The sequence below is a fragment of the Rhizobium sp. R339 genome (assembly GCF_002211395.1).
Classification (GTDB): Bacteria; Pseudomonadota; Alphaproteobacteria; order Rhizobiales; family Rhizobiaceae; genus Rhizobium.
Map to the genome: position 1 here is coordinate 157,159 of NZ_LOKV01000002.1, position 18,432 is coordinate 175,590.

The window sequence follows — 18,432 nt, forward strand, 5'->3', positions numbered from 1 at the left end:
TCAGATCATTGCCCGAGTACAAGGCACCGAAGGAGTTGAGCTTCGGATCTACAACAGCAGATATCGACCGTTTCTGCGAAACAACTTGGCATACTCTTTTCACGTGGCGTCCGCCCAAAAAATGCGCATAAAATATACGAAAAGCGCAGCATATTGGCGCTCGGCAGCCTCCGTTTACACTCTCTAAAATATATTCTCTTAAATTTTTTAGGATATCGGAACGACGTTCTCAGGATCGTCACCTACGCCATGATGGCGGGCCAGGCATCCGAAATCTTGCATGAAATTGCCGGTGTTACTTTCACGCGCGCTTCCGCGTCTCGAGGCATCGGCTTTGGCCGCTCCCGGATAAATGCGCAGTGTGCATGCGAAGTGGCATGTCCGGCGCGAAGAGCCGCGGCCGGACGCATTCGGGAGTACGGATCGAGGCCGCACGCTTGAATGAGATGTGACGAGCGATCCTGGCGTCCCAGCCACTTTTGACAAACCTCGCCAACGATGGAGAGTGCCAATGAACAGCATTAAGAGTTTCGGGATCGCGATGCGTCTCACCCTCGGCTTCAGCTTCCTGGTTCTGCTGATGGCCGGCCTGACCATCTATTCGGCAGTGGAGGTTGCGCAGATCAACAGCAATCTTGAAACGATCAACGACGTCAACAGCGTCAAGCAGCGGTTTGCCATCAACTATCGCGGCAGCGTGCACGATCGGGCGATCGCCATCCGCGACGTGACCCTGGTGACCTCGGCGGACGAACGCAAGGCGGCCGTGGCGCTGATCGAAAAGCTGGCGGCCACTTATGCCGAGAATGAAAAGCGCATGGCCGACATGGTTGCATCACCGGCAGGTGCGACGGATCAGGAAAAAACCATTCTGAACGAGATTGCCGGCATTCAGGCGAAAACCAATCCTCTGGTCGCGGAGATCATCGCGCTGGAGGAGAAGGGCGACGGCGAAGCGGCCCGCAAGATCCTGCTTGAACAGGCCCGGCCGGCCTTCGTGGAGTGGCTCGGCGCCATCAACAAATTCATCGACTATCAGGAAGCGCTGAACAAATCGATCGGCGGCGAGGTTCGCAGCACGGCGAGCGGCTTCAAGCCGATAGCGCTGACCGCGCTCGGCATCGCAGCTCTTCTTTCCGTCATCGCTGCCGCCATTACATCCCGCACGATCGTCGGCCCGCTGGCAAAACTCCAGCTTTCGCTGAAGGCGATGGCGGAAGGCAATCTCGACGGCGATCGTCGCCTCGAAGCGCGCGGCGACGAGATCGGCAAGCTTGCGCGCGCCGTGGCCGGCTTGCGCGACGCGATTTCGGCAAAGGCGGAACGGGAAGCCGATGCGGAAAGCAAGCGGGCTGTCGCGGAGCGGCACCGGCTCGAGCAGGATGCCGACGAACGCCGCACCCTTGCCGAGCAAACGGACCAGGCCGTCGGCCGACTCGGCGATGCCTTGCAGGCGCTGGCAGACGGCGACCTCACGCAGCAGATCGACACGCCCTTCATTCCGTCTCTGGAAAAGCTCCGGGCCGACTTCAATGCCGCGGTCGAAAAGCTCCGTGCCGCCATGCAGAAGGTTTCCCAGAACGCCAGCGCCATCGCGGCCGGCGCACAGGAGATCCGATCGGCCTCGGACGATCTCGCCAAGCGGACCGAACAGCAGGCCGCTTCCGTCGAGGAAACCGCCGCCGCCCTGGAAGAAATCACGACCACCGTCGCCGACTCCAGCCACAGGGCCCAGGAAGCCGGGCAGCTCGTTCGCAAGACCAAGGACAATGCGGAACGCTCGGGCAGCGTCGTTCGCGATGCGGTCGACGCCATGGGCAAGATCGAATCCTCCGCCACCGAGATCGGCAGCATCATCGGCGTGATCGACGAGATCGCCTTCCAGACCAACCTCTTGGCGCTGAATGCCGGCGTCGAAGCCGCCCGCGCCGGTGAAGCCGGCAAGGGCTTTGCCGTCGTTGCCCAGGAAGTGCGCGAATTGGCGCAGCGTTCCGCCAAGGCGGCAAAGGAAATCAAGGAACTGATCAACGCTTCGAACGGCCACGTGAAGAGCGGCGTCGCCCTGGTCGGCGAGACCGGAAAGGCCCTGCAGGAGATTGCGACGCAGGTGCAGCAGGTCGACGGCAATGTCGGCGCCATCGTCGGCGCTTCGCAGGAACAGGCGACGGGCTTGAAAGAGATCAATGCCGCCGTCAACAAAATGGATCAGGGCACGCAGCAGAACGCCGCCATGGTGGAAGAAGCCACAGCCGCCGCTCATAACCTTGCCAAGGAAGCCGATGCGCTGTTCCAGTTGCTCAGCCAGTTCAACATCGGCGGCGCGGTAGCATCGAGGCGCATGACGCAGCCGGCCGCAGCGGCGCAGCACGCTCAACCCGTCGTCTCGCCGGCTCGGCAGATGATCGCGAAGATCGGCAAGTCGTTCCAGGGCGGCGCGGCGGTCCAGGGGAACACGGCATTGGCCGGTGATTGGGAAGAATTCTGATCGCCGGAGCGCTCTTGCGCCCCTGCCATAATTTGGAATGAGGAAGGGCAGCGTTTGCTGCCCTTCGCATTTTCATCCTACGCCCGAGCCGGAGCCCTGGCGGGAAGCAGGGCGTTGACGACGACCGCGACGGCGATGTTTGCCGCCAGAGCCAGCAGGCCGGTATAGACGGTGAAAGGCTCGCCGCCGAGGCTGATCATATGCAGCGGCTTCCAGCCGGCATCCCAAACGAGGTAGGTGCCGCCGCAGAAGCCGACGAACCAGCCGGCAAGCAGACCGGGTGCGCGGAACCAGTTGGTGTAGAGACCGAAGACCAGGGCCGGAAGCGTCTGCAGGATCCAGATGCCGCCGAGCAGCTGCAGGTCGAGGGCGAACTGCGTCGGCAGGAAGATGATGACGAGCAGCGCGCCGACCTTCACCACCAGCGACGTCACCTTCGCGACCTTCGCCTCGTCCGCATCGCTGACCTTCGGATCGACATAGGCCTTCCAGAAATTGCGGGTGAAGAGATTGGCCGCACCGATGCTCATCACCGCCGCCGGCACCAGTGCGCCGATCGCGATCGCAGCGAAGGCGAAGCCGGAGAACCAGCCCGAAAACAGCGTCTTGAACAGCGTGGGAACGACGTCATTGGCACTGTCGAGCTTCAGGTTGGCGGCATGGCCCATGTAGCCGAGCAGGGCCAGAAGCCCGAGCAGCAGCGTATAGGCGGGCAGCATGATCGCGTTCTTGCGGATCGTCTTGCCGCTGTTGGAGGCGAAGATGCCCGTCAGCGTATGCGGATACATGAAGGCGGCGAGCGCCGAACCGAGCGCAAGCGTGGCATAGGCGACATACTGATTGCCGCCGAGCAGCAGGTTGCCGGAGCCCTTGGCCTGGAAGGCCGCATCGGCCGAGGCGAAGACATTGGCATAGCCGCCGAGCTTCGAGGGGATGAGTGCGACGGCTGCGATCACCACGATATAGATCATGATGTCCTTGACGAAGGCGATCAGAGCCGGCGCGCGCAGGCCCGCCGAATAGGTGTAGAGCGCCAGCACGATGAAGGCGATCGCAAGCGGCAGCTCGCCATGCAGCCCGAGCGCCTTCAGGACCGCCGTCATGCCGACGAGCTGGAGGGCGATGTAAGGCATGGTGGCGATGACGCCCGTCGCCGCGACGGCGAGTTCGAGTCCGCGCGATCCATATTGGCCGTGAACGACGTCGGCGGCCGTGACATAACCGAAATCCTTGGCGCGTTTCCACAGGATCGGCATGACCATGAAGACGAAAGGATAGACGACGATCGTATAGGGCAGCGCGAAGAAGCCGTAGGCGCCGACGGTGTAGACCAGGGCCGGAACGGCGATGACGGTATAGGCGGTATAGAAATCGCCGCCGACGAGGAACCAGGTGATCCAGGTGCCGAAGTTGCGGCCGCCAAGGCCCCATTCATCGATGTGGGCGAGCGTCTCGGGTTTGCGCCAGCGGCTGGCGACGAAGCCCATGACGGTGACGAGGGCGAAGAAGAAGATGAAGACGGCAAGCGCCGTGCCGTTGATGTCAGTCGTCATGGCGAACGCTCCGGTAGGCAATCCATGTCAGCGTCGCCGTGATCGGCACCCAGAGAAGCTGATACCAGTAGAAGAAGGGAAAGCCGAAAAGCGACGGCTCCCGGAGATTGTAGAATGGCGGCCAGAGCAGGCCGATGTAGGGAATGATCAGCAGCCACAGCGCTGCCTTGCTACGTGGTTTTTCCATGTCGGAGTACCTTTCAGGCGCCGCAATTGCGGTCGCCATGTTCCAGTTGTCGGCGTGGAAGGCAGGTCTGTCAGCCGGCGGCGGCAGCAGGCCCCGTTCGGGTCGCTCGAGCTTTTCCGGCCAATCGGAAGCTGATGTAACGCATGTGAATTCCTCCCAACGGCTTGACACTTGGCAAGCCGCGAATGGAGTCCTAGGGCGTCGGTTTTATCCCCACAAGATGGGCGCAGAGCCGAAATACCGGGGCCTACCCAGAAGTGGGTAGGTGCGGATTTGCTTCGATTTTCGAGACGATGCCATGGTCGAGCGCATAGCGGATGAGGCCTGCCGTGGTGGCGATGCCGAGCTTTTTCTTGAGGTTCTTGCGGTGGGTTTCCGCCGTGGCGGCGCTTATCCCGAGCACTTCGGCGATCTCGCGGTTGCTCCTGCCGGCAACGATCAGCCCGAGCGTATCGCGCTCGCGCGGCGTCAGGGGATCGCTCCCCTCCTCCACGCGCTCACCCATCAGCGCGTCGAAGACGCCGGAGGAGAAATAGGTGCCGCCACCCGCCACTGCCTCGATGGCCGCGACGATCTCGTCGGTGGACACGTCTTTCAGCACATAACCGGCGGCGCCATGCATGACCGACGAGGAAATATACTCGCGGCTGTCATGCATGGAGAGCATCACGACGCGGGTCTCAGGAAGTTCGTTCCTGAACAGTTCGATCGCATCGATGCCGCTGAGCTTCGGCATGTTGATGTCCATCAGCACCACCTGCGGCCGGATCTGCCGTGCGATGTCGAGACCGGTTTGCGCAAGCCCGGCGGTGCCTGCAACCGCGATATGATCGAAGGTTTCGAGCACGGCTTTCAGCCCGTCCAGCACCAGCGGATGGTTGTCGATCAGGAGGACCTTGATTTTCGGGCGTTCGTTCATGCGGCTTCCGCCTGCCTGCCGGCCGGCAGATTGGCCGATCTCGGCATCATCGCCGTCAGCGTCGTGCCGGCCTCGCTGCTGTCGATGAGCAGCAGGCCCCGGAAGTGCGCCATCCGTTCCTGCATGTTGCGCAGACCGAGGCCCGAGCCGCCGGATGCGCCATCCCTGGCGCCGTCGAAGCCGGTGCCGTTGTCGGAGATGGTCATGCGGGCGCGGCCGCCGTCGCTCCAAAGCTTGACCGAGAGTTTCGAGGCGCCCGCGTGCCGCTCGACATTGCTGAAGGCCTCCTGCGCGACGCGATAGAGGGCAGTGCTGGCTTCCGCCTTCAGCATGCCCTTAAAGCCCGAGGCGTCGATCTCCGTCTCGATCCCGGTGCGTTCGGCGAAGTGATGGCAGAGCGCCTCGAGTGCAGCCGTCAGGCCGAGATCGTCGAGCACGCGGGGCCGCAGATCGTGCGAGAGCAGCCGTATTTCCTTGATCGCACCGTTCAGCGCCTCGACGCCGCGCTCGATGGTCACCGCCGCTTCGTCGACATTGGTCCTGACCTTGCGGCCGGCGAGGTCCATTGCATAGCGCACGCCGAGAAGGGTCTGCGAGATGCCGTCATGCAGTTCGCGCGCCAGCCGCGTGCGCTCCTCTTCTTGGGTGTCGATCACCCGCTGCGTCAGCTCCTTGAGCCGGCTGTCGGCCATGCGGCGTTCATGGAAGGTCAGCAGCATGCAGGTCGTGAAAACGACGAGCACTGCCGGCACGGCGATCAGCGCGACGATGACGAAGGTCCGTCTGATGTTGGCGCGCATCACCGCATTGGCGGCGGCACTCTGGGCAAAGACGTCGTCCAGATAGACGCCGGTTCCCACGACCCAGTGCCATTTGTCGAGGCTGACGACGAAGGAGAGCTTGTCGGCGATTTGTCCGGTTGAAGGCTTCTGCCATTTGTACTGGTGCAGGCCGCCGCCCGCCTTTGCCGTGGCGATCAGCTCGGCAATGACCTTGTCGCCATCGGGATCCGTGAGGTCGAGCCAATTTTGCCCATGCCGGAAGCTTTGGCGCGGATGGACGATATTGTTGCCGTCATAATCGTAGACGAAGAAATAGCCGTCCTTGCCGTAGTCGAGCGAGGTCAGAATGTCGGCCACCTGCCGCTTGGCGGCTTCGTCGTCGGGACCGGCCTTGTCATAGATCGTCTGGATGGCCGAGAGCGCCAGATTGGTCAGGTTGAGGATCTCGGCTTCCCTCGTCTTCAGCATGTTCTGCTCGAACGTGTCGATGCTGTTCTTGGCGAGATTTGCCGATTGCCAGGTGATGAAGGTGGTGATCGCGAGGATCGAGATGACGAGCGGAACGATCGCCAATGCGATGATCTGGTGTCGTAACGTCAACGATCGGTCCTCCCCGGGATGCGTGCCGGAATTATGCGCTTTGCCGAAGGCGAGTCCAGCGGCTTGTCGGTGGCCGGCATGCGCTATTCCAGCGGCACGAACAGGCCGAGCTTGACGTCGCGCAGCACGACATTCGTGTGCATGCGGCGGATTTGCGGATTTTCCGCCATGATCAGGGCGGCGATGTCGTCATAGTGTTCGACGTCGCGGGCGGTGACGATCGCGATCAGGTCGACAGCGCCTGTGACGTAATAGACTTGCTGGATATGATCCTGCTTCTCCGCCCAGACGCGAAACTTCGCCAGCGCGTCGTAATTGTCCCGCTCGATCTCCATGCCGACGATGAACACCATCGACGTCCCCGTCGCCTTCCGGTCGACGACAGCGACCTCGGCCTTGATGATCCCCTCCTCGCGCAGTCGCTTCAAGCGCCGCTGCACGGCCGAGACCGACAGACCGATCCGCTCGGCAATCGCTTCGGCCTTCAGCTGGCAGTCGCGCTGAACGATATCGAGAATGTCGCGGTCAAAACGATCCAGTTGTTCCATTGTCCTGTCCACTTTAAGCTCTCTGAGCAGCCACATTCTGCCGTGTTCGCCGCGCGAGAAAGATTATTTTGCATAGAAAATGCAAAAGAGATGGAAATTGCGCGAAAAAACCGCGCAATTAATCATTATCCTTCGCAGCTCAAGTTCAGCCGGAACCACGCATGTCGGATCAACCCTTTCCTGCTCTTCGCGTCGAAGATCTCCATAAAAGCTTCGGCTCGCAACAGGTTCTCAAGGGTATCTCGACGGAGGCTCACAAGTCCGACGTCATCTCCATTATCGGCTCGTCGGGTTCTGGCAAGAGCACCTTCCTCAGATGCATCAATTTTTTGGAAACGCCCGATCGCGGACGTATTGCCGTCAATGGCGAGGAGGTCTCGCTAAAGACCGGCCGCGGCGGGCGGCTGCAGCCGCAGAGCTGGCGGCAGATCGAGCGGCTGCGGACGGGGCTTGGGATGGTCTTTCAGAGCTTCAATCTCTGGGCGCATCGGACCGTGCTGGAAAACGTTATCGAGGCGCCGGTGCATGTCATGGGCGTTTCCAAACGCGAAGCGATCGAAAAGGCCGAAGCCCTGCTCCATAAGGTCGGGCTCTTCGACAAGCGCGATGCCTATCCCGCCTTCCTCTCCGGCGGCCAGCAGCAGCGCGCGGCGATCGCGCGGGCGCTCTGCATCGATCCCGCCGTCATGCTGTTCGACGAGCCGACATCGGCGCTCGATCCGGAACTGGTCGGCGAGGTCCTCAAAGTCATCCGCGATCTCGCGGAGGAAGGCCGGACCATGCTGATCGTCACCCATGAAATGCGCTTCGCCCGGGATGTCTCCAGCCGCGTCCTCTTCCTGCATCAGGGCCGGATCGAGGAGGAAGGCCCGCCCGAGCAAGTCTTCGGGGCGCCGCTCAGCGCCCGCTGCCGGGAATTCACCGGTCTCAGCGCCCACTGATGAATATCATCGATACACACGAACCAGGAGAACCCTGCGAATGAAACTGCTCCCCATGCTTTTTGCCGGCGCCGCCCTTGCGCTTTCCGCCGTCACGGCTCAGGCCGAGGTCCGCTTCGGCGTCATGAACGAATCCTATCCGCCCTTCTTCGCCAAGGATGCCTCGGGCGAGTGGCACGGCTGGGAAATCGACCTGATGAACGCCGTCTGTGCAGAGATGAAGGAAAAGTGCTCGATCGTCGACATTTCCTGGGACGGTCTCATTCCGGCTCTCCAGAGCAAGAAGTTCGACGTGATCTGGTCGTCGATGTCGAACACGGCGGAACGCTCGAAAGTCATCGATTTCACCGACAAGTATTACAACACGCCGAGCACGCTGATCGGCCCCAAGGACCAGAAGCCGGGCGCCACCGCCGAAGATGTTAAGGGCAAGACCATCGGCATCCAGGTGTCGACGATCCAGTCTGAATATTACAAGAAATACTTTGCCGAGGCTGCCGACGAAAAGACCTACCAGACGCTCGACGAGGCGTTCCAGGATCTGGCCTCCGGCCGCATCGAATACGTCTTCGGCGATTCGCTGGCGCTCGATGCGTTCCTCAAAAGCGACGGCGGCAAGGATTGCTGCGCCAAGATGGGCGATGTCGCCGACGACAAGGAGATTCTCGGCGCCGGCGTTTCCGGCGGCCTGCGCAAGGAAGATACGGAGCTGAAAGCCAAGCTGAATGCGGCAATCGCTGCAGTTCGCGCCAACGGCCAGTATGACGCCATCACCAAGAAATACTTCGACTTCGATATCTACGGCGCGAAGTAAGCAATCCCGGCGATGGCGACCGCGCAACAAGGCATTCTGGACCTGCTGTCTCCCTATCCTCCGGGATGGGGCGGCGTTCTTTTGGCAGGTGCTGTCTCGACGGTCGCCATCTCCGCCTGCGCTTTCACGGTCGGAATTTTGCTCGGCACGGGCGGCGCGCTTGGGAAGCTTTCGGGCAATCGCGCGCTTCGCCTGCTGCTCGATCTCTACACCACGCTCATCCGCGCCGTTCCCGAACTGATCCTCATCGTCGGCCTCTACTATGCCGGCACCGATGGCCTCAACCGGCTCTTGGCTGCGATGGAGCTGCCGCCGGTCGAGGTGAACGGCTTCGTCGCGGCCGTCGCCGTGCTGGGCTTCGTGCAGGGCGCCTATATGACGGAAGTGCTGCGCGGCGCGATCCTCGCCATTCCCTCGGGCCAGATCGAGGCTGCCAAGGCTTTCGGCATGGGACCGGTACTGCGATTCCGCCGCATCCTGCTGCCGGCGCTGTTGCCGAACGCGCTGCCCGGGCTTGCCAATCTGTGGATGTCGGTCACCAAAGACAGCGCGCTGGTCGCGGTTGTCGGCTATCAGGAACTGGCGCTCGCCACCCGCCTCGCCGGTGCAAGCACCAAGCACTATTTCGTCTTTTTCCTCGCTTCGGCCCTTCTCTATCTCGCGATCACGCTCGCTTCCAACGTCGTCTTCAAGCTGATCGAAGGGCGGGTGCGGCGGGGGCAGCCGCGTCTTGCCTGAAGAAAGCGCCCCATGAGCTTCACCTGGATCTCTTCCTACTGGCCGCTTCTTCTGACCGGCGCCTGGCAGACCGTTTCGCTGCTGGTCATCTCAGTGGTGTTCGGCTTCATGATCGCCATCGGCCTCGCCTTCGCGCAGGTCAGCGGCGGCAGGTTGACGCGGCTTCTTGCGCGGAGCTATTGCACCTTCTTTCGCGGCACGCCGCTGCTGATCCAGCTGTGGCTTCTCTATTACGGCGTCGGCTCGCTGCTGCCCATGGTTCCCGGCATTCGCCAGAGCCTGTTCTGGCCGATCCTGCGCGAGGGCTTCTTCTTCGCCGCCGTCAGCTTCACGCTGAACTATGCGGCCTATGAGGCGGAAGTGCTGCGCGGCGCGCTGCTCGCCGTTCCCAAGGGCGAGCTCGAAGCCGGCCGGGCCTTCGGCCTGTCGCCCTGGAAGCTGACCCGCCGCATCTGGCTGCCGCGCGCCATCCGCATCGCCCTGCCGACCATTGCCGGAGAGATCGTCATGCAGCTGAAGGCGACGCCGCTCGCCTTCACGGTGACCGTGATGGATCTCTATGCCGTGGCGAACAAGGTTCGCCAGGACACGCTGCTCGTCTACGAACCCCTGCTCGTCGTCACTTTCTTTTATCTCGCCCTGACCGCGGTGATCGCCCGCGTCTTTCGAGGTCTTGAAGCGCAGGTGCCGGTTCGCCGCTAGGCGGACGGAAGCTTCCCACTTTGTTTTTAAAGCCCGCCGCCGGTCACGGCGCGACAGCATGAATGGAGATTACCTCATGAGCACAACGCGAATTCTCGATGGCGGCATGAGCCGCGAGCTGCTGCGGCTGGGCGCCGAATTGAAGCAGCCGGAATGGTCGGCGCTGGCGCTGATGAATTCGCCTGACATCGTGCGCGAGGTGCATAAGGAATTCATCGCCGCCGGCTCGGAGGTCATCACGACGAACAGCTACGCGCTCGTGCCCTTCCATATCGGCGAAGACCGTTTTCGGCAGGAGGGAGCTGCGCTGATCCGTCTCGCCGGCCGCTTGGCGCGCGAGGCGGCCGATGCCGTCACGGACCGCAAGGTGCTGGTTGCCGGTTCGCTGCCGCCGATCTTCGGCTCCTACGAGCCGCAGAACTTCCAGCCTGCGCGGGTGCAGGATTATCTCAAGGTGCTGGTCGAAAACCTTGCGCCCTTCGTCGACATATGGCTCGGCGAGACCTTGAGCCTGATCGCCGAGGGTGAGGCCGTGCGCAAGGCGGTTGCGGCATCCGGCAAGCCGTTCTGGATCTCGTTCACCTTGGCGGATGACGAGGCCGACATAAAAAGCGGCGAGCTGAGGCTTCGCTCCGGCGAAAGTGTCGAGGACGCGGCGTCCTGGGCGGTTTCGTCAGGTGCGGAAGCCTTCCTGTTCAATTGCAGCAAGCCCGAGGTCATGCGGGGCGCCGTGGAGACGGCAGCGCGCGTGTTCCGCAAGGCGGACGCTCAGATCGAAATCGGCGTCTATGCCAATGCCTTCGAAGGGGAACAGGGCGCATCGGCGGCCAATGAAGGTCTGCACGAAACCCGCGACGATCTGAACGGCGATGTCTATTCCCGCTTTGCCTGCTCCTGGGCCGAAGCCGGTGCGACGATCATCGGCGGCTGCTGCGGCATCGGCGCCGCCCATATCCATCGCCTCAGGAACACGCTTTCAGGCTGAAGCGCTGGAGAAAACAATGTTTTCCCGGGGGGAGAGACAGTTAATAAATAACTTGATTTTTTTCATCACCTTTTATAACCCGGCGCTGTATTTAACGCATGGAAGGTCGTCATGAATTCTAGATCCGTGGCCAGCTGGCTGGCTGCCTCGCTTATTTCTGTTTCCGCTATTTTCCTCGCCCCGTCCGCCATGGCAGAGCAAAAGACGATCACCGATGTGATCGGCCGCCAGGTGAAGGTCGATCTTCCGGCCAAGCGCGTGGTGCTTGGCTTCTATTTCGAAGACTACATGGCCGTCGGCGGCGAGAAGGCCTATGATTCCGTCGTCGGCATTTCCCGCGAGGCATGGGAAGGCTGGGTTCCCGCGAACTGGAAGATGCACCTTGCCCACCGCCCCTCGCTCGGCGACATCGCCGATGTCGGCGAAGTGGAAGCGCAGACCTTTTCCATCGAGAAGGTGCTGAGCCTCAATCCTGACTTGGTCATTCTTGCCGACTGGCAGTACCAGGCGCTCGGCCAGGACGCCCATCGGCTCGAAGAACAGGGAATTCCTGTCGTCGTCGTCGACTACAACGCCCAGACCGTCGAGCGCCATGTCGCCTCGACCGTGCTGTTCGGGGAACTGACCGGTGAGGACGCCCGCGGCAAGGAGATCGCCGATTTCTACGCCGGCGCGCTGAAGGACATTGCCGATCGCGTTGCCGCATCGGGCAAGCCGAAGCCGAAGGTCTATGTCGAATTCGGCAACAAGGGACCGGCCGAATATTCCTTCACCTACGGCAAGAACATGTGGGGCGCCATGTCGACGGCCGCCGGCGGCGACAATATCGCAGCGCCCTTCGTCGAATGGTGGGGTCCGATCAATCCGGAGCAGGTCCTGGCGTCCAAGCCCGATGCCATCTTCATTTCCGGCCGCGAGAACAACAAGAGCGAGACCGCCTTGCCGATGGGCCAGGGTGTGAAGGCCGACGAAGCCCGCGAGAAGCTGAAGGCTTTCGAAACCCGCCAGGGCTGGAGCGAACTGCCTGCCGTCAAGGACGCCCACCTCTTCGGCGTCTATCAGGGCGCCTCCCGCACGCTCTCGGATTTTGCAATGGTGCAGTATATCGCCAAGCAGCTCTATCCCGAGCAGTTCAAGGACGTCGATCCCGTTGCCAACTACCTCGGCTATTACAAGAAGTATCTGCCGGTGGTTCCCGAAGGCACGTTCGCCATCGCCGTCAAGGGTTGATCCTGACGGGCATAGCTCTGCGAGCGCCATGGTTCATGGCGCTCGTTTTCCGTTGAAATGGGTGTTTGGATGACAGTGACCGCCCGCAATGCCGAAGCGATCGGCGCGCACAGGCTGCGTGAACGCAGGCGCTGGCGCAGCCTTCTGATTTTCGTGGCTCTGACGGTGATCTGTCTCGTTCTCGATATCGCGACAGGCCCGTCGCTGCTGTCGCCGGCAGAAGTGGTACGTTCGCTCACGGGCCTCGGCGAGCGGGCGGCCATGACTGACGCCATCGTCCGGGGCCTGCGCCTGCCCATGGCGCTGATGGCGCTTGCCGTCGGTGCAGCGCTCGGGGCCGGGGGCGCGCAGATGCAGACGCTTCTCAACAATCCGATGGCGAGCCCTTATACGCTCGGCATGGCGGCTGCGGCCGGGTTCGGGGCAGCACTGGTTCTCGCGCTCGGCGGCCTTGGCCTCGACGCGATGGTGGCCGTGCCGCTCGGTGCTTTCGTCTTTTCCATGCTGGCGGCGCTCTTTCTCTTCACGCTGGCTTCGATGCGCCGCATGACGGCGGAAACCATCATTCTCGGCGGCATCGCCCTTCTCTTCCTGTTCCAGTCGCTTCTGTCGCTCATCCAGTTCCTCTCCTCGCCTGAGTTGTCGCAGCAGATATTGTTCTGGCTGTTCGGCAGCCTGACGAAGGCGACATGGCCGACGCTGGCCCTCACCGCGGCTGTCACCCTCGTCTGTTGCGCCATGCTGATGGCGGATTCCTGGAAGCTGGCCGCCCTGCGCATGGGCGAGATGCGGGCAGCAAGCCTCGGCGTCAATGTCCGGCTCTTGCGGATGAAAGTCCTCGTCATCGTCGCGGTCATGACGGCGACCGCCACGAGCTTCGTCGGCGTGATCGGCTTCATCGGCCTCGTCGCCCCGCACATCGCCCGGATGACGGTGGGCGAGGATCAGCGCTTCTTCCTGCCGATGTCCGTCGTCAGCGGTGCGCTGATGCTGTCGGCTGCCTCCATCGTGTCGAAGTCGATCATCCCCGGCGCGCTGTTTCCCGTCGGCATCGTCACCGCCATCGTCGGCGTGCCGTTCCTGCTGTGGTTGATCTTCGCGCCGAAAAGGAACGGCGCATGATCCGCCTCGAAAACATCGCCATCGAGCGCGGCGGGCAGAGAATTGTTTCCGGCGTCGACACTGTCCTGGAAGCCGGAAAGATCCATGCCGTCATCGGCCCCAACGGCACGGGCAAGACCACGCTTCTGCGCGCCCTCTTCGGCGACCTGCCGCTCGCCGAAGGCAGGTTGACGCTCGGCGGGGACAGCCTAGCCGCCGGACGCACAGGCGCGCGGGCGCTGAAATCGTGGCGCGAGAGCTTCGCCTATATGCCGCAGGACACCGCTACGGATATTGCGCTCACCGTTCTCGAAGTCGTGGTTCTCGGCCGGCTTGGCCGCCTCTCGCTGCATATCGACGACGAGACGCTCGACATGGCGATGACACGGCTTTCACAGACCGGCATCGCTCATCTTGCCGGCCGCGACATCGCTTCGCTGAGCGGCGGACAAAGGCAGATGGCGCTGTTTGCCCAGGTGCTGATGCGCGAGCCGAAAGTCATGCTGCTGGACGAGCCGGTCAGCGCGCTTGATTTGAAGCATCAGCTTGCCCTGCTCGATCTGGTGCGCCGGGAAACGCGCGCCAATGGCTGGATCACCATGGTCGTGCTTCATGATCTCAATCTGGCCTGCCAATATGCCGATAATCTGCTGGTGATCGCAAACGGCACGATGAAGGCGAGCGGCCATCCGCAATCGATCGTCACGCCGGGCCTCATCGCGCAGACTTACGGCGTGGATGTCGAGGTGCTGCACGACCGGCGTGGCCAGCCCGTCATTCAGCCGCTGGTCGCCGAGAGTTTGTAGTCCTCCGCCGCGACGGCGTCTTCATTCGTCCTTCAGCGCCGTCTTCTGGAGCTCGAGAAGAAGCTCGATCAGCTTCGGCGCCATCACCCTGATTTCCGAGAGATGGACGGCGCTCAGCCTCGTCAGAAGCGCGTCCGCCTTCTCGGTCAGGAGGATCGTCTGGCGGCGCCTGTCGACCGGATCGGCGTGGCGTTCGACCAGCCCGGCATCCGACAGCCGTCCGACGAGTTCGGTCGCCGTATGGGGCGCGATGATCAGCCGCTCGGCCAGCATGCCGATCGTCATCGCCTCGCCGCCGCGTTGTCCCTTGATCGCCAACAGAGCCTGATGCTGCTGCGGAGGCAGGCCTTCCGATTGGGCGGCTGACGCACTGAAATCCATGAACTGGCGAAGCGCAAATCTGAGGTCGGCAAGAGCTTCGTAATCCTCCTGTCTCAGCGGCGGTGCGGATTTCTTCAAGCTCATTCTCCTCTGCCGCCTACGCAAAGCGGCCGCGGTTTGCGTGCGCGGACTGTTCCCGGATTTCGAATAGATGCGCAGCCGCCGGCCGGTCAAGTGAGGCACCTTCCGAGACATTTTCGCCTTCTTGCTTTCGTCCATTGATTTATATCGTATTACGATATAATGACGCCGCTCAAACAGACCGTTTCCGCGTAGCAGAGGCTTCCATGGCGCAGCATCAACCAAGCAACCGGCCGCATGATTTCACCGGCGGCCTTTCCCGGCGCGAGGCCGGCGATTTCACCACAGACAAGCGGGTCCTCCTGCTTGTCGGAATGGCCGTCATCATCGGCACGTCAGGCGCCCTTGCGGCCTGGTGTCTCGTCAGCCTGATCTCGCTGGTGACCAATGTAGTCTGGTTCGGAGAGATCGGCATCGAGCCCGCCTCTCTGGCTGCCGTGCCGCGTTCGCTGTGGGTGGTGCTGGTGCCGCCGCTCGGCGGGCTTGCCATCGGCCTGATGGCCCGCTTTGGATCGGAGAAGATCCGCGGCCACGGCATTCCGGAAGCAATCGAGGCCATTCTGATCGGCGGCAGCCGGATGTCGCCGAAAGTCGCGGTGCTGAAGCCGCTGTCATCGGCAATCTCGATCGGAACGGGCGGCCCGTTCGGCGCCGAGGGGCCGATCATCATGACCGGCGGCGCGATCGGTTCGCTCTTCGCGCAGTTCTTTCACATGAGCGCGGCCGAGCGGAAGACGCTGCTCGTCGCGGGTGCTGCCGCAGGCATGACGGCGATCTTCGGTTCCCCGATCGCCGCGGTCATGCTGGCCGTCGAACTCTTACTGTTCGAATGGAAGCCGCGCAGTTTCATCCCCGTTGCGGTTGCAGCTTGCGTATCGATCTGCTGGCGCCCGCTGCTCTTCGGAGTAGGCCCGCTGTTCCCGACTCATTTCCAGGTGACATTGCCCTGGTGGGGGATTTTCGCCTGTGCGGCGATGGGCATCCTATCGGGGCTGCAATCCGGACTGCTGACGACGCTGCTCTACCGGATCGAGGACCTGTTCGAGGCATTGCCGATCCACTGGATGTGGTGGCCGATGCTCGGCGGTCTCGTCATCGGCCTCGGCGGCCTGATCGAACCGCGGGCCATGGGCGTCGGCTACGACATCATCGACGGCCTGCTCAACAACCGGCTGCTTGCGCCGGCGGTCCTGTCGATCCTGCTGGTGAAGACCATCATCTGGCTGTTCGCCCTGTCGTCGGGCACTTCGGGCGGCGTGCTCGCTCCGCTCCTGATCTTCGGCGGCGCCCTCGGATGGCTGGTCGGGCTGGTCATGCCTGGCAACGATCCCGGCTTCTGGGCGCTGCTCGGAATGGCGGCGATGATGGGCGGAACCATGCGCGCGCCGCTGACGGGAACCTTCTTCGCGATGGAGATCACTGGCGACATCAGCACGCTCGTTCCCCTGCTTGCCGCAACGGTGGTCGCCTATGCCGTCACGGTCCTTTTGCTGCGCCGCTCGATCCTCACCGAGAAGATCGCGCGCCGCGGGCAGCATATCACCCGCGAATACGGCGTCGATCCGTTCGAGCTTTCCCGGGCAAGGGAAATCATGATCAGCGAGGTCGATACGCTTCCCGTTACCATGACGGTCGGCGAAGCCTGCGATTTCTTCGCCTCGCAGCAGAAGACGCACCGGATCTACCCGCTGGTCGATACTGCGGGCAAGCTCGCCGGCATCGTCTCGCGGGCCGATGCCTTGCTCTGGCAAGGCAAGCCCGGCCTCGCCGCCCAGACGCTTGGCGAAACCGTCGCGGATGATTCCGTTCCCGTCGGGCATCCTGACGATACCGTCGCCTTCATCGCCGACCTGATGCTGTCGACGGACAACGGCCGTATCCCGATCGTCGATCCGGCATCGGGCAGACTGTGCGGCCTGATCGCCCGCAAGGATCTGCTGCGGCTGCGCAGTTCCTTGCGGTCCGCGGAACTGGACCGGCGGCCCTATCTGACCGCGGGAGCGAGAAGCAAACCGTGATAGCCATGCCGCTTGCCACTCCTCCGGCCGTGGCTTATATAGTCATCATGGTTATTCTAGTCAGGAGTTGAGCATGCAGCCCTCGCGACAAGGCGATGAAAGCTGGACCGTCGCCAGCGCAAAGGCGAAGCTTTCCGAGGTTATCGAACGCGCCCAATCCGCGCCGCAGACGATTACCCGGAATGGCAAGCCGAGCGTCGTCGTCGTCTCCGCCGAGGAATGGCAGCGCAAGACTGCGCGCAAGGGTACGCTTGTCGAATTTCTGATGAGTTCGCCGCTGCGCGGCGCTGATCTGGATCTCGATCGTCAACGCGACGAACCGCGTGATCCCGAACTGTGAGGCTTCTGCTGGACACCAACGTCCTGTCGGAGGTGACGAAGCCGAACCCAGACATGCGCGTCTTGGCGTGGCTGGATCAGCTCGACGAGGATCGCTCCTTCATCAGCATTGTGTCGATCGCGGAGATTCGGCGCGGTGTTGCCCTGATGGACAACGGGCGGAAACGCGACGCGCTGGGCGAATGGCTTGCTCGGGACCTGCCGCAACGCTTCGAGGGCCGCATCATCCCGGTGGACGAGCCGGTTGCCTTGTCCTGGGGCGATCTCATGGGCCGCGCGAAACGGAGCGGCCGCGGTCTGTCGTCGATGGATGGCCTGATCGCTGCAACCGCAATTGCTTACGATCTCACCCTGGCTACCCGCAACACCAGAGATTTCGAGGGGTTCGGGATCGAGCTCGTCGATCCCTGGACCGTGTAGTCCTGGAAGGCATGGTCACAACTTTCAATGCAGCCCGAACAGGTTGAGCAGTTCTTCCCGGTGCCGGACGAATTCCGGTGCGCTGCGGTCGCGGGGACGCGGCAGATCGATGTCGATCAGGCGCGGCTCGCCTCCCTTTTCCCGCGGCAGGATCAGGATCCGGTCGGCGAGATAGATCGCCTCCTCGAGATCGTGCGTGACGAGAATGGTCGTCACATCCTCATCCCGCCAGATCCGGGCGAGTTCCTGCTGCATGCCGATCTTGGTCATCGCATCGAGCGCGCCGAGCGGTTCGTCGAGCAGCAGGATCTCGGGCTGGACGGCAAGCGCCCGGGCGATGCCGACGCGCTGCGCCATGCCTCCCGAGAGCTGGCGGGGATAAGCTGCCTCGAATTGCTGCAGGCCGACAAGCTTGACGTAGTGGCGTGCCCGGTCCCGCGCCTGCTCACGGGACAGACCCCGCGTTTCCAGTCCGAAGGCGACGTTGTCGAGGACGGTAAGCCAAGGAAGAAGGCGGGGCTCCTGGAAGATGACGGCGCGTTCCGCGCCGACGCCGCGTATCGTCTTGCCGTCGACCTGTACTTCGCCTGTATCCGATTCCTCTAGGCCGGCCAGGACCCGCAGCAAGGTCGTCTTGCCCGAACCGCTGGCGCCGACGATGGCGAGGCTTTCGCCGGAGCGGATGTGGAGGTTGATATCCCTAAGAACCTGCAGGCGGCTGCCGTTCAGCTTGTAGGATTTGGAGAGGTGACGGATCGTCACCTCTCCGCGGCGAATGTCCTCAGCGACGCTCATCACGGTT

General features: G+C 62.5%; 19 protein-coding genes. 12 read left to right on the forward strand and 7 right to left on the reverse strand.

All coding sequences use genetic code 11. The annotated features are described in order from the left end of the window. Positions 1-511 precede the first annotated feature (511 nt). Complete coding sequence (locus ATY76_RS06270) at positions 512-2,485, forward strand: methyl-accepting chemotaxis protein (RefSeq protein WP_088673915.1); 1,974 nt, start codon at positions 512-514, stop codon at positions 2,483-2,485. A gap of 77 nt (positions 2,486-2,562) precedes the next feature. Here ATY76_RS06270 and mctP read toward each other — a convergent pair whose 3' ends face one another. From mctP to ATY76_RS06295, 5 genes are all read right to left on the reverse strand, one after another. Further along, on the reverse strand, positions 2,563-4,038 hold the full coding sequence (gene mctP, locus ATY76_RS06275; RefSeq protein ID WP_088673916.1) for a sodium:solute symporter family monocarboxylate transporter: 1,476 nt from the start codon (positions 4,036-4,038) through the stop codon (positions 2,563-2,565). Beyond that, on the reverse strand, positions 4,028-4,225 hold the full coding sequence (locus ATY76_RS06280; protein ID WP_007539443.1) for a DUF3311 domain-containing protein: 198 nt from the start codon (positions 4,223-4,225) through the stop codon (positions 4,028-4,030). Before ATY76_RS06280 ends, mctP begins: the two co-directional genes overlap by 11 nt. Positions 4,226-4,472: 247 nt before the next feature. Next, positions 4,473-5,144 (reverse strand): response regulator transcription factor, encoded by a 672-nt coding sequence (locus ATY76_RS06285; RefSeq protein WP_088673917.1) that lies wholly within the window; start codon positions 5,142-5,144, stop codon positions 4,473-4,475. After that, a complete protein-coding gene (locus ATY76_RS06290; protein WP_088673918.1) occupies positions 5,141-6,526 on the reverse strand; it encodes a cache domain-containing protein in 1,386 nt (461 codons plus the stop codon). The genes ATY76_RS06285 and ATY76_RS06290 overlap by 4 nt, the downstream gene beginning before the upstream one ends. Positions 6,527-6,609: 83 nt before the next feature. Then, positions 6,610-7,074: an Lrp/AsnC family transcriptional regulator gene (locus ATY76_RS06295; RefSeq protein ID WP_088673919.1), complete on the reverse strand. Its 465-nt coding sequence runs from the start codon at positions 7,072-7,074 to the stop codon at positions 6,610-6,612. A gap of 161 nt (positions 7,075-7,235) precedes the next feature. Between ATY76_RS06295 and ATY76_RS06300 the strand changes: the two genes are divergently transcribed. The 8 genes from ATY76_RS06300 to ATY76_RS06335 all read left to right on the forward strand — a co-directional run bounded on the left by ATY76_RS06300 (position 7,236) and on the right by ATY76_RS06335 (position 14,391). Next, a complete protein-coding gene (locus ATY76_RS06300; protein ID WP_088673920.1) occupies positions 7,236-8,015 on the forward strand; it encodes an ATP-binding cassette domain-containing protein in 780 nt (259 codons plus the stop codon). Positions 8,016-8,055: 40 nt separating this feature from the next. Further along, positions 8,056-8,829, forward strand: coding sequence for a transporter substrate-binding domain-containing protein (locus ATY76_RS06305; protein ID WP_088673921.1), 774 nt, complete (start codon positions 8,056-8,058; stop codon positions 8,827-8,829). 12 nt (positions 8,830-8,841) lie between these two features. Beyond that, positions 8,842-9,567 carry an ABC transporter permease subunit gene (locus ATY76_RS06310; RefSeq protein ID WP_088673922.1) on the forward strand — a complete coding sequence of 242 codons (726 nt, stop codon included), beginning with the start codon at positions 8,842-8,844 and terminating at the stop codon, positions 9,565-9,567. A gap of 12 nt (positions 9,568-9,579) precedes the next feature. Then, on the forward strand, positions 9,580-10,269 hold the full coding sequence (locus ATY76_RS06315) for an ABC transporter permease (RefSeq protein ID WP_088673923.1): 690 nt from the start codon (positions 9,580-9,582) through the stop codon (positions 10,267-10,269). Between the two features lie 76 nt (positions 10,270-10,345). Next, the gene (locus tag ATY76_RS06320) at positions 10,346-11,254 is read left to right on the forward strand and encodes a homocysteine S-methyltransferase family protein (RefSeq protein ID WP_088673924.1); all 909 of its coding nucleotides are present in this window, start codon (positions 10,346-10,348) and stop codon (positions 11,252-11,254) included. A gap of 111 nt (positions 11,255-11,365) precedes the next feature. Continuing rightward, on the forward strand, positions 11,366-12,484 hold the full coding sequence (locus ATY76_RS06325) for an ABC transporter substrate-binding protein (protein ID WP_088673925.1): 1,119 nt from the start codon (positions 11,366-11,368) through the stop codon (positions 12,482-12,484). 69 nt (positions 12,485-12,553) lie between these two features. Continuing rightward, on the forward strand, positions 12,554-13,606 hold the full coding sequence (locus tag ATY76_RS06330) for an iron ABC transporter permease (RefSeq protein ID WP_088673926.1): 1,053 nt from the start codon (positions 12,554-12,556) through the stop codon (positions 13,604-13,606). Continuing rightward, positions 13,603-14,391: an ABC transporter ATP-binding protein gene (locus ATY76_RS06335; RefSeq protein WP_088673927.1), complete on the forward strand. Its 789-nt coding sequence runs from the start codon at positions 13,603-13,605 to the stop codon at positions 14,389-14,391. The genes ATY76_RS06330 and ATY76_RS06335 overlap by 4 nt, the downstream gene beginning before the upstream one ends. A gap of 21 nt (positions 14,392-14,412) precedes the next feature. Here ATY76_RS06335 and ATY76_RS06340 read toward each other — a convergent pair whose 3' ends face one another. Then, positions 14,413-14,850: a MarR family transcriptional regulator gene (locus tag ATY76_RS06340; RefSeq protein ID WP_088673928.1), complete on the reverse strand. Its 438-nt coding sequence runs from the start codon at positions 14,848-14,850 to the stop codon at positions 14,413-14,415. Between the two features lie 209 nt (positions 14,851-15,059). Here ATY76_RS06340 and ATY76_RS06345 point away from each other — a divergent pair, with 209 nt between their 5' ends. The 3 genes from ATY76_RS06345 to ATY76_RS06355 all read left to right on the forward strand — a co-directional run bounded on the left by ATY76_RS06345 (position 15,060) and on the right by ATY76_RS06355 (position 17,630). Further along, complete coding sequence (locus ATY76_RS06345; protein ID WP_088673929.1) at positions 15,060-16,871, forward strand: chloride channel protein; 1,812 nt, start codon at positions 15,060-15,062, stop codon at positions 16,869-16,871. 73 nt (positions 16,872-16,944) lie between these two features. Beyond that, positions 16,945-17,211, forward strand: a complete 267-nt coding sequence (locus ATY76_RS06350; RefSeq protein ID WP_088673930.1) for a type II toxin-antitoxin system Phd/YefM family antitoxin — start codon at positions 16,945-16,947, stop codon at positions 17,209-17,211. Continuing rightward, positions 17,208-17,630 (forward strand): type II toxin-antitoxin system VapC family toxin, encoded by a 423-nt coding sequence (locus ATY76_RS06355; RefSeq protein ID WP_088673931.1) that lies wholly within the window; start codon positions 17,208-17,210, stop codon positions 17,628-17,630. Before ATY76_RS06350 ends, ATY76_RS06355 begins: the two co-directional genes overlap by 4 nt. A 24-nt stretch (positions 17,631-17,654) precedes the next feature. On the opposite strand, the gene ATY76_RS06360 is transcribed toward ATY76_RS06355, so the two are convergent. Further along, complete coding sequence (locus tag ATY76_RS06360; protein WP_088673932.1) at positions 17,655-18,425, reverse strand: ABC transporter ATP-binding protein; 771 nt, start codon at positions 18,423-18,425, stop codon at positions 17,655-17,657. Between the last annotated feature and the right edge of the window lie 7 nt (positions 18,426-18,432).

What these genes read in the sequence shown, in the direction of transcription:
- ATY76_RS06270 (WP_088673915.1), top strand. Translation starts at nt 512, where the DNA reads ATGAACAGCATTAAGAGTTTCGGGATCGCGATGCGTCTCACCCTCGGC.
- mctP (WP_088673916.1), bottom strand. Translation starts at nt 4,038, where the DNA reads ATGACGACTGACATCAACGGCACGGCGCTTGCCGTCTTCATCTTCTTC.
- ATY76_RS06280 (WP_007539443.1), bottom strand. Translation starts at nt 4,225, where the DNA reads ATGGAAAAACCACGTAGCAAGGCAGCGCTGTGGCTGCTGATCATTCCC.
- ATY76_RS06285 (WP_088673917.1), bottom strand. Translation starts at nt 5,144, where the DNA reads ATGAACGAACGCCCGAAAATCAAGGTCCTCCTGATCGACAACCATCCG.
- ATY76_RS06295 (WP_088673919.1), bottom strand. Translation starts at nt 7,074, where the DNA reads ATGGAACAACTGGATCGTTTTGACCGCGACATTCTCGATATCGTTCAG.
- ATY76_RS06300 (WP_088673920.1), top strand. Translation starts at nt 7,236, where the DNA reads ATGTCGGATCAACCCTTTCCTGCTCTTCGCGTCGAAGATCTCCATAAA.
- ATY76_RS06305 (WP_088673921.1), top strand. Translation starts at nt 8,056, where the DNA reads ATGAAACTGCTCCCCATGCTTTTTGCCGGCGCCGCCCTTGCGCTTTCC.
- ATY76_RS06310 (WP_088673922.1), top strand. Translation starts at nt 8,842, where the DNA reads ATGGCGACCGCGCAACAAGGCATTCTGGACCTGCTGTCTCCCTATCCT.
- ATY76_RS06315 (WP_088673923.1), top strand. Translation starts at nt 9,580, where the DNA reads ATGAGCTTCACCTGGATCTCTTCCTACTGGCCGCTTCTTCTGACCGGC.
- ATY76_RS06320 (WP_088673924.1), top strand. Translation starts at nt 10,346, where the DNA reads ATGAGCACAACGCGAATTCTCGATGGCGGCATGAGCCGCGAGCTGCTG.
- ATY76_RS06325 (WP_088673925.1), top strand. Translation starts at nt 11,366, where the DNA reads ATGAATTCTAGATCCGTGGCCAGCTGGCTGGCTGCCTCGCTTATTTCT.
- ATY76_RS06330 (WP_088673926.1), top strand. Translation starts at nt 12,554, where the DNA reads ATGACAGTGACCGCCCGCAATGCCGAAGCGATCGGCGCGCACAGGCTG.
- ATY76_RS06335 (WP_088673927.1), top strand. Translation starts at nt 13,603, where the DNA reads ATGATCCGCCTCGAAAACATCGCCATCGAGCGCGGCGGGCAGAGAATT.
- ATY76_RS06345 (WP_088673929.1), top strand. Translation starts at nt 15,060, where the DNA reads ATGGCGCAGCATCAACCAAGCAACCGGCCGCATGATTTCACCGGCGGC.
- ATY76_RS06350 (WP_088673930.1), top strand. Translation starts at nt 16,945, where the DNA reads ATGCAGCCCTCGCGACAAGGCGATGAAAGCTGGACCGTCGCCAGCGCA.
- ATY76_RS06360 (WP_088673932.1), bottom strand. Translation starts at nt 18,425, where the DNA reads ATGAGCGTCGCTGAGGACATTCGCCGCGGAGAGGTGACGATCCGTCAC.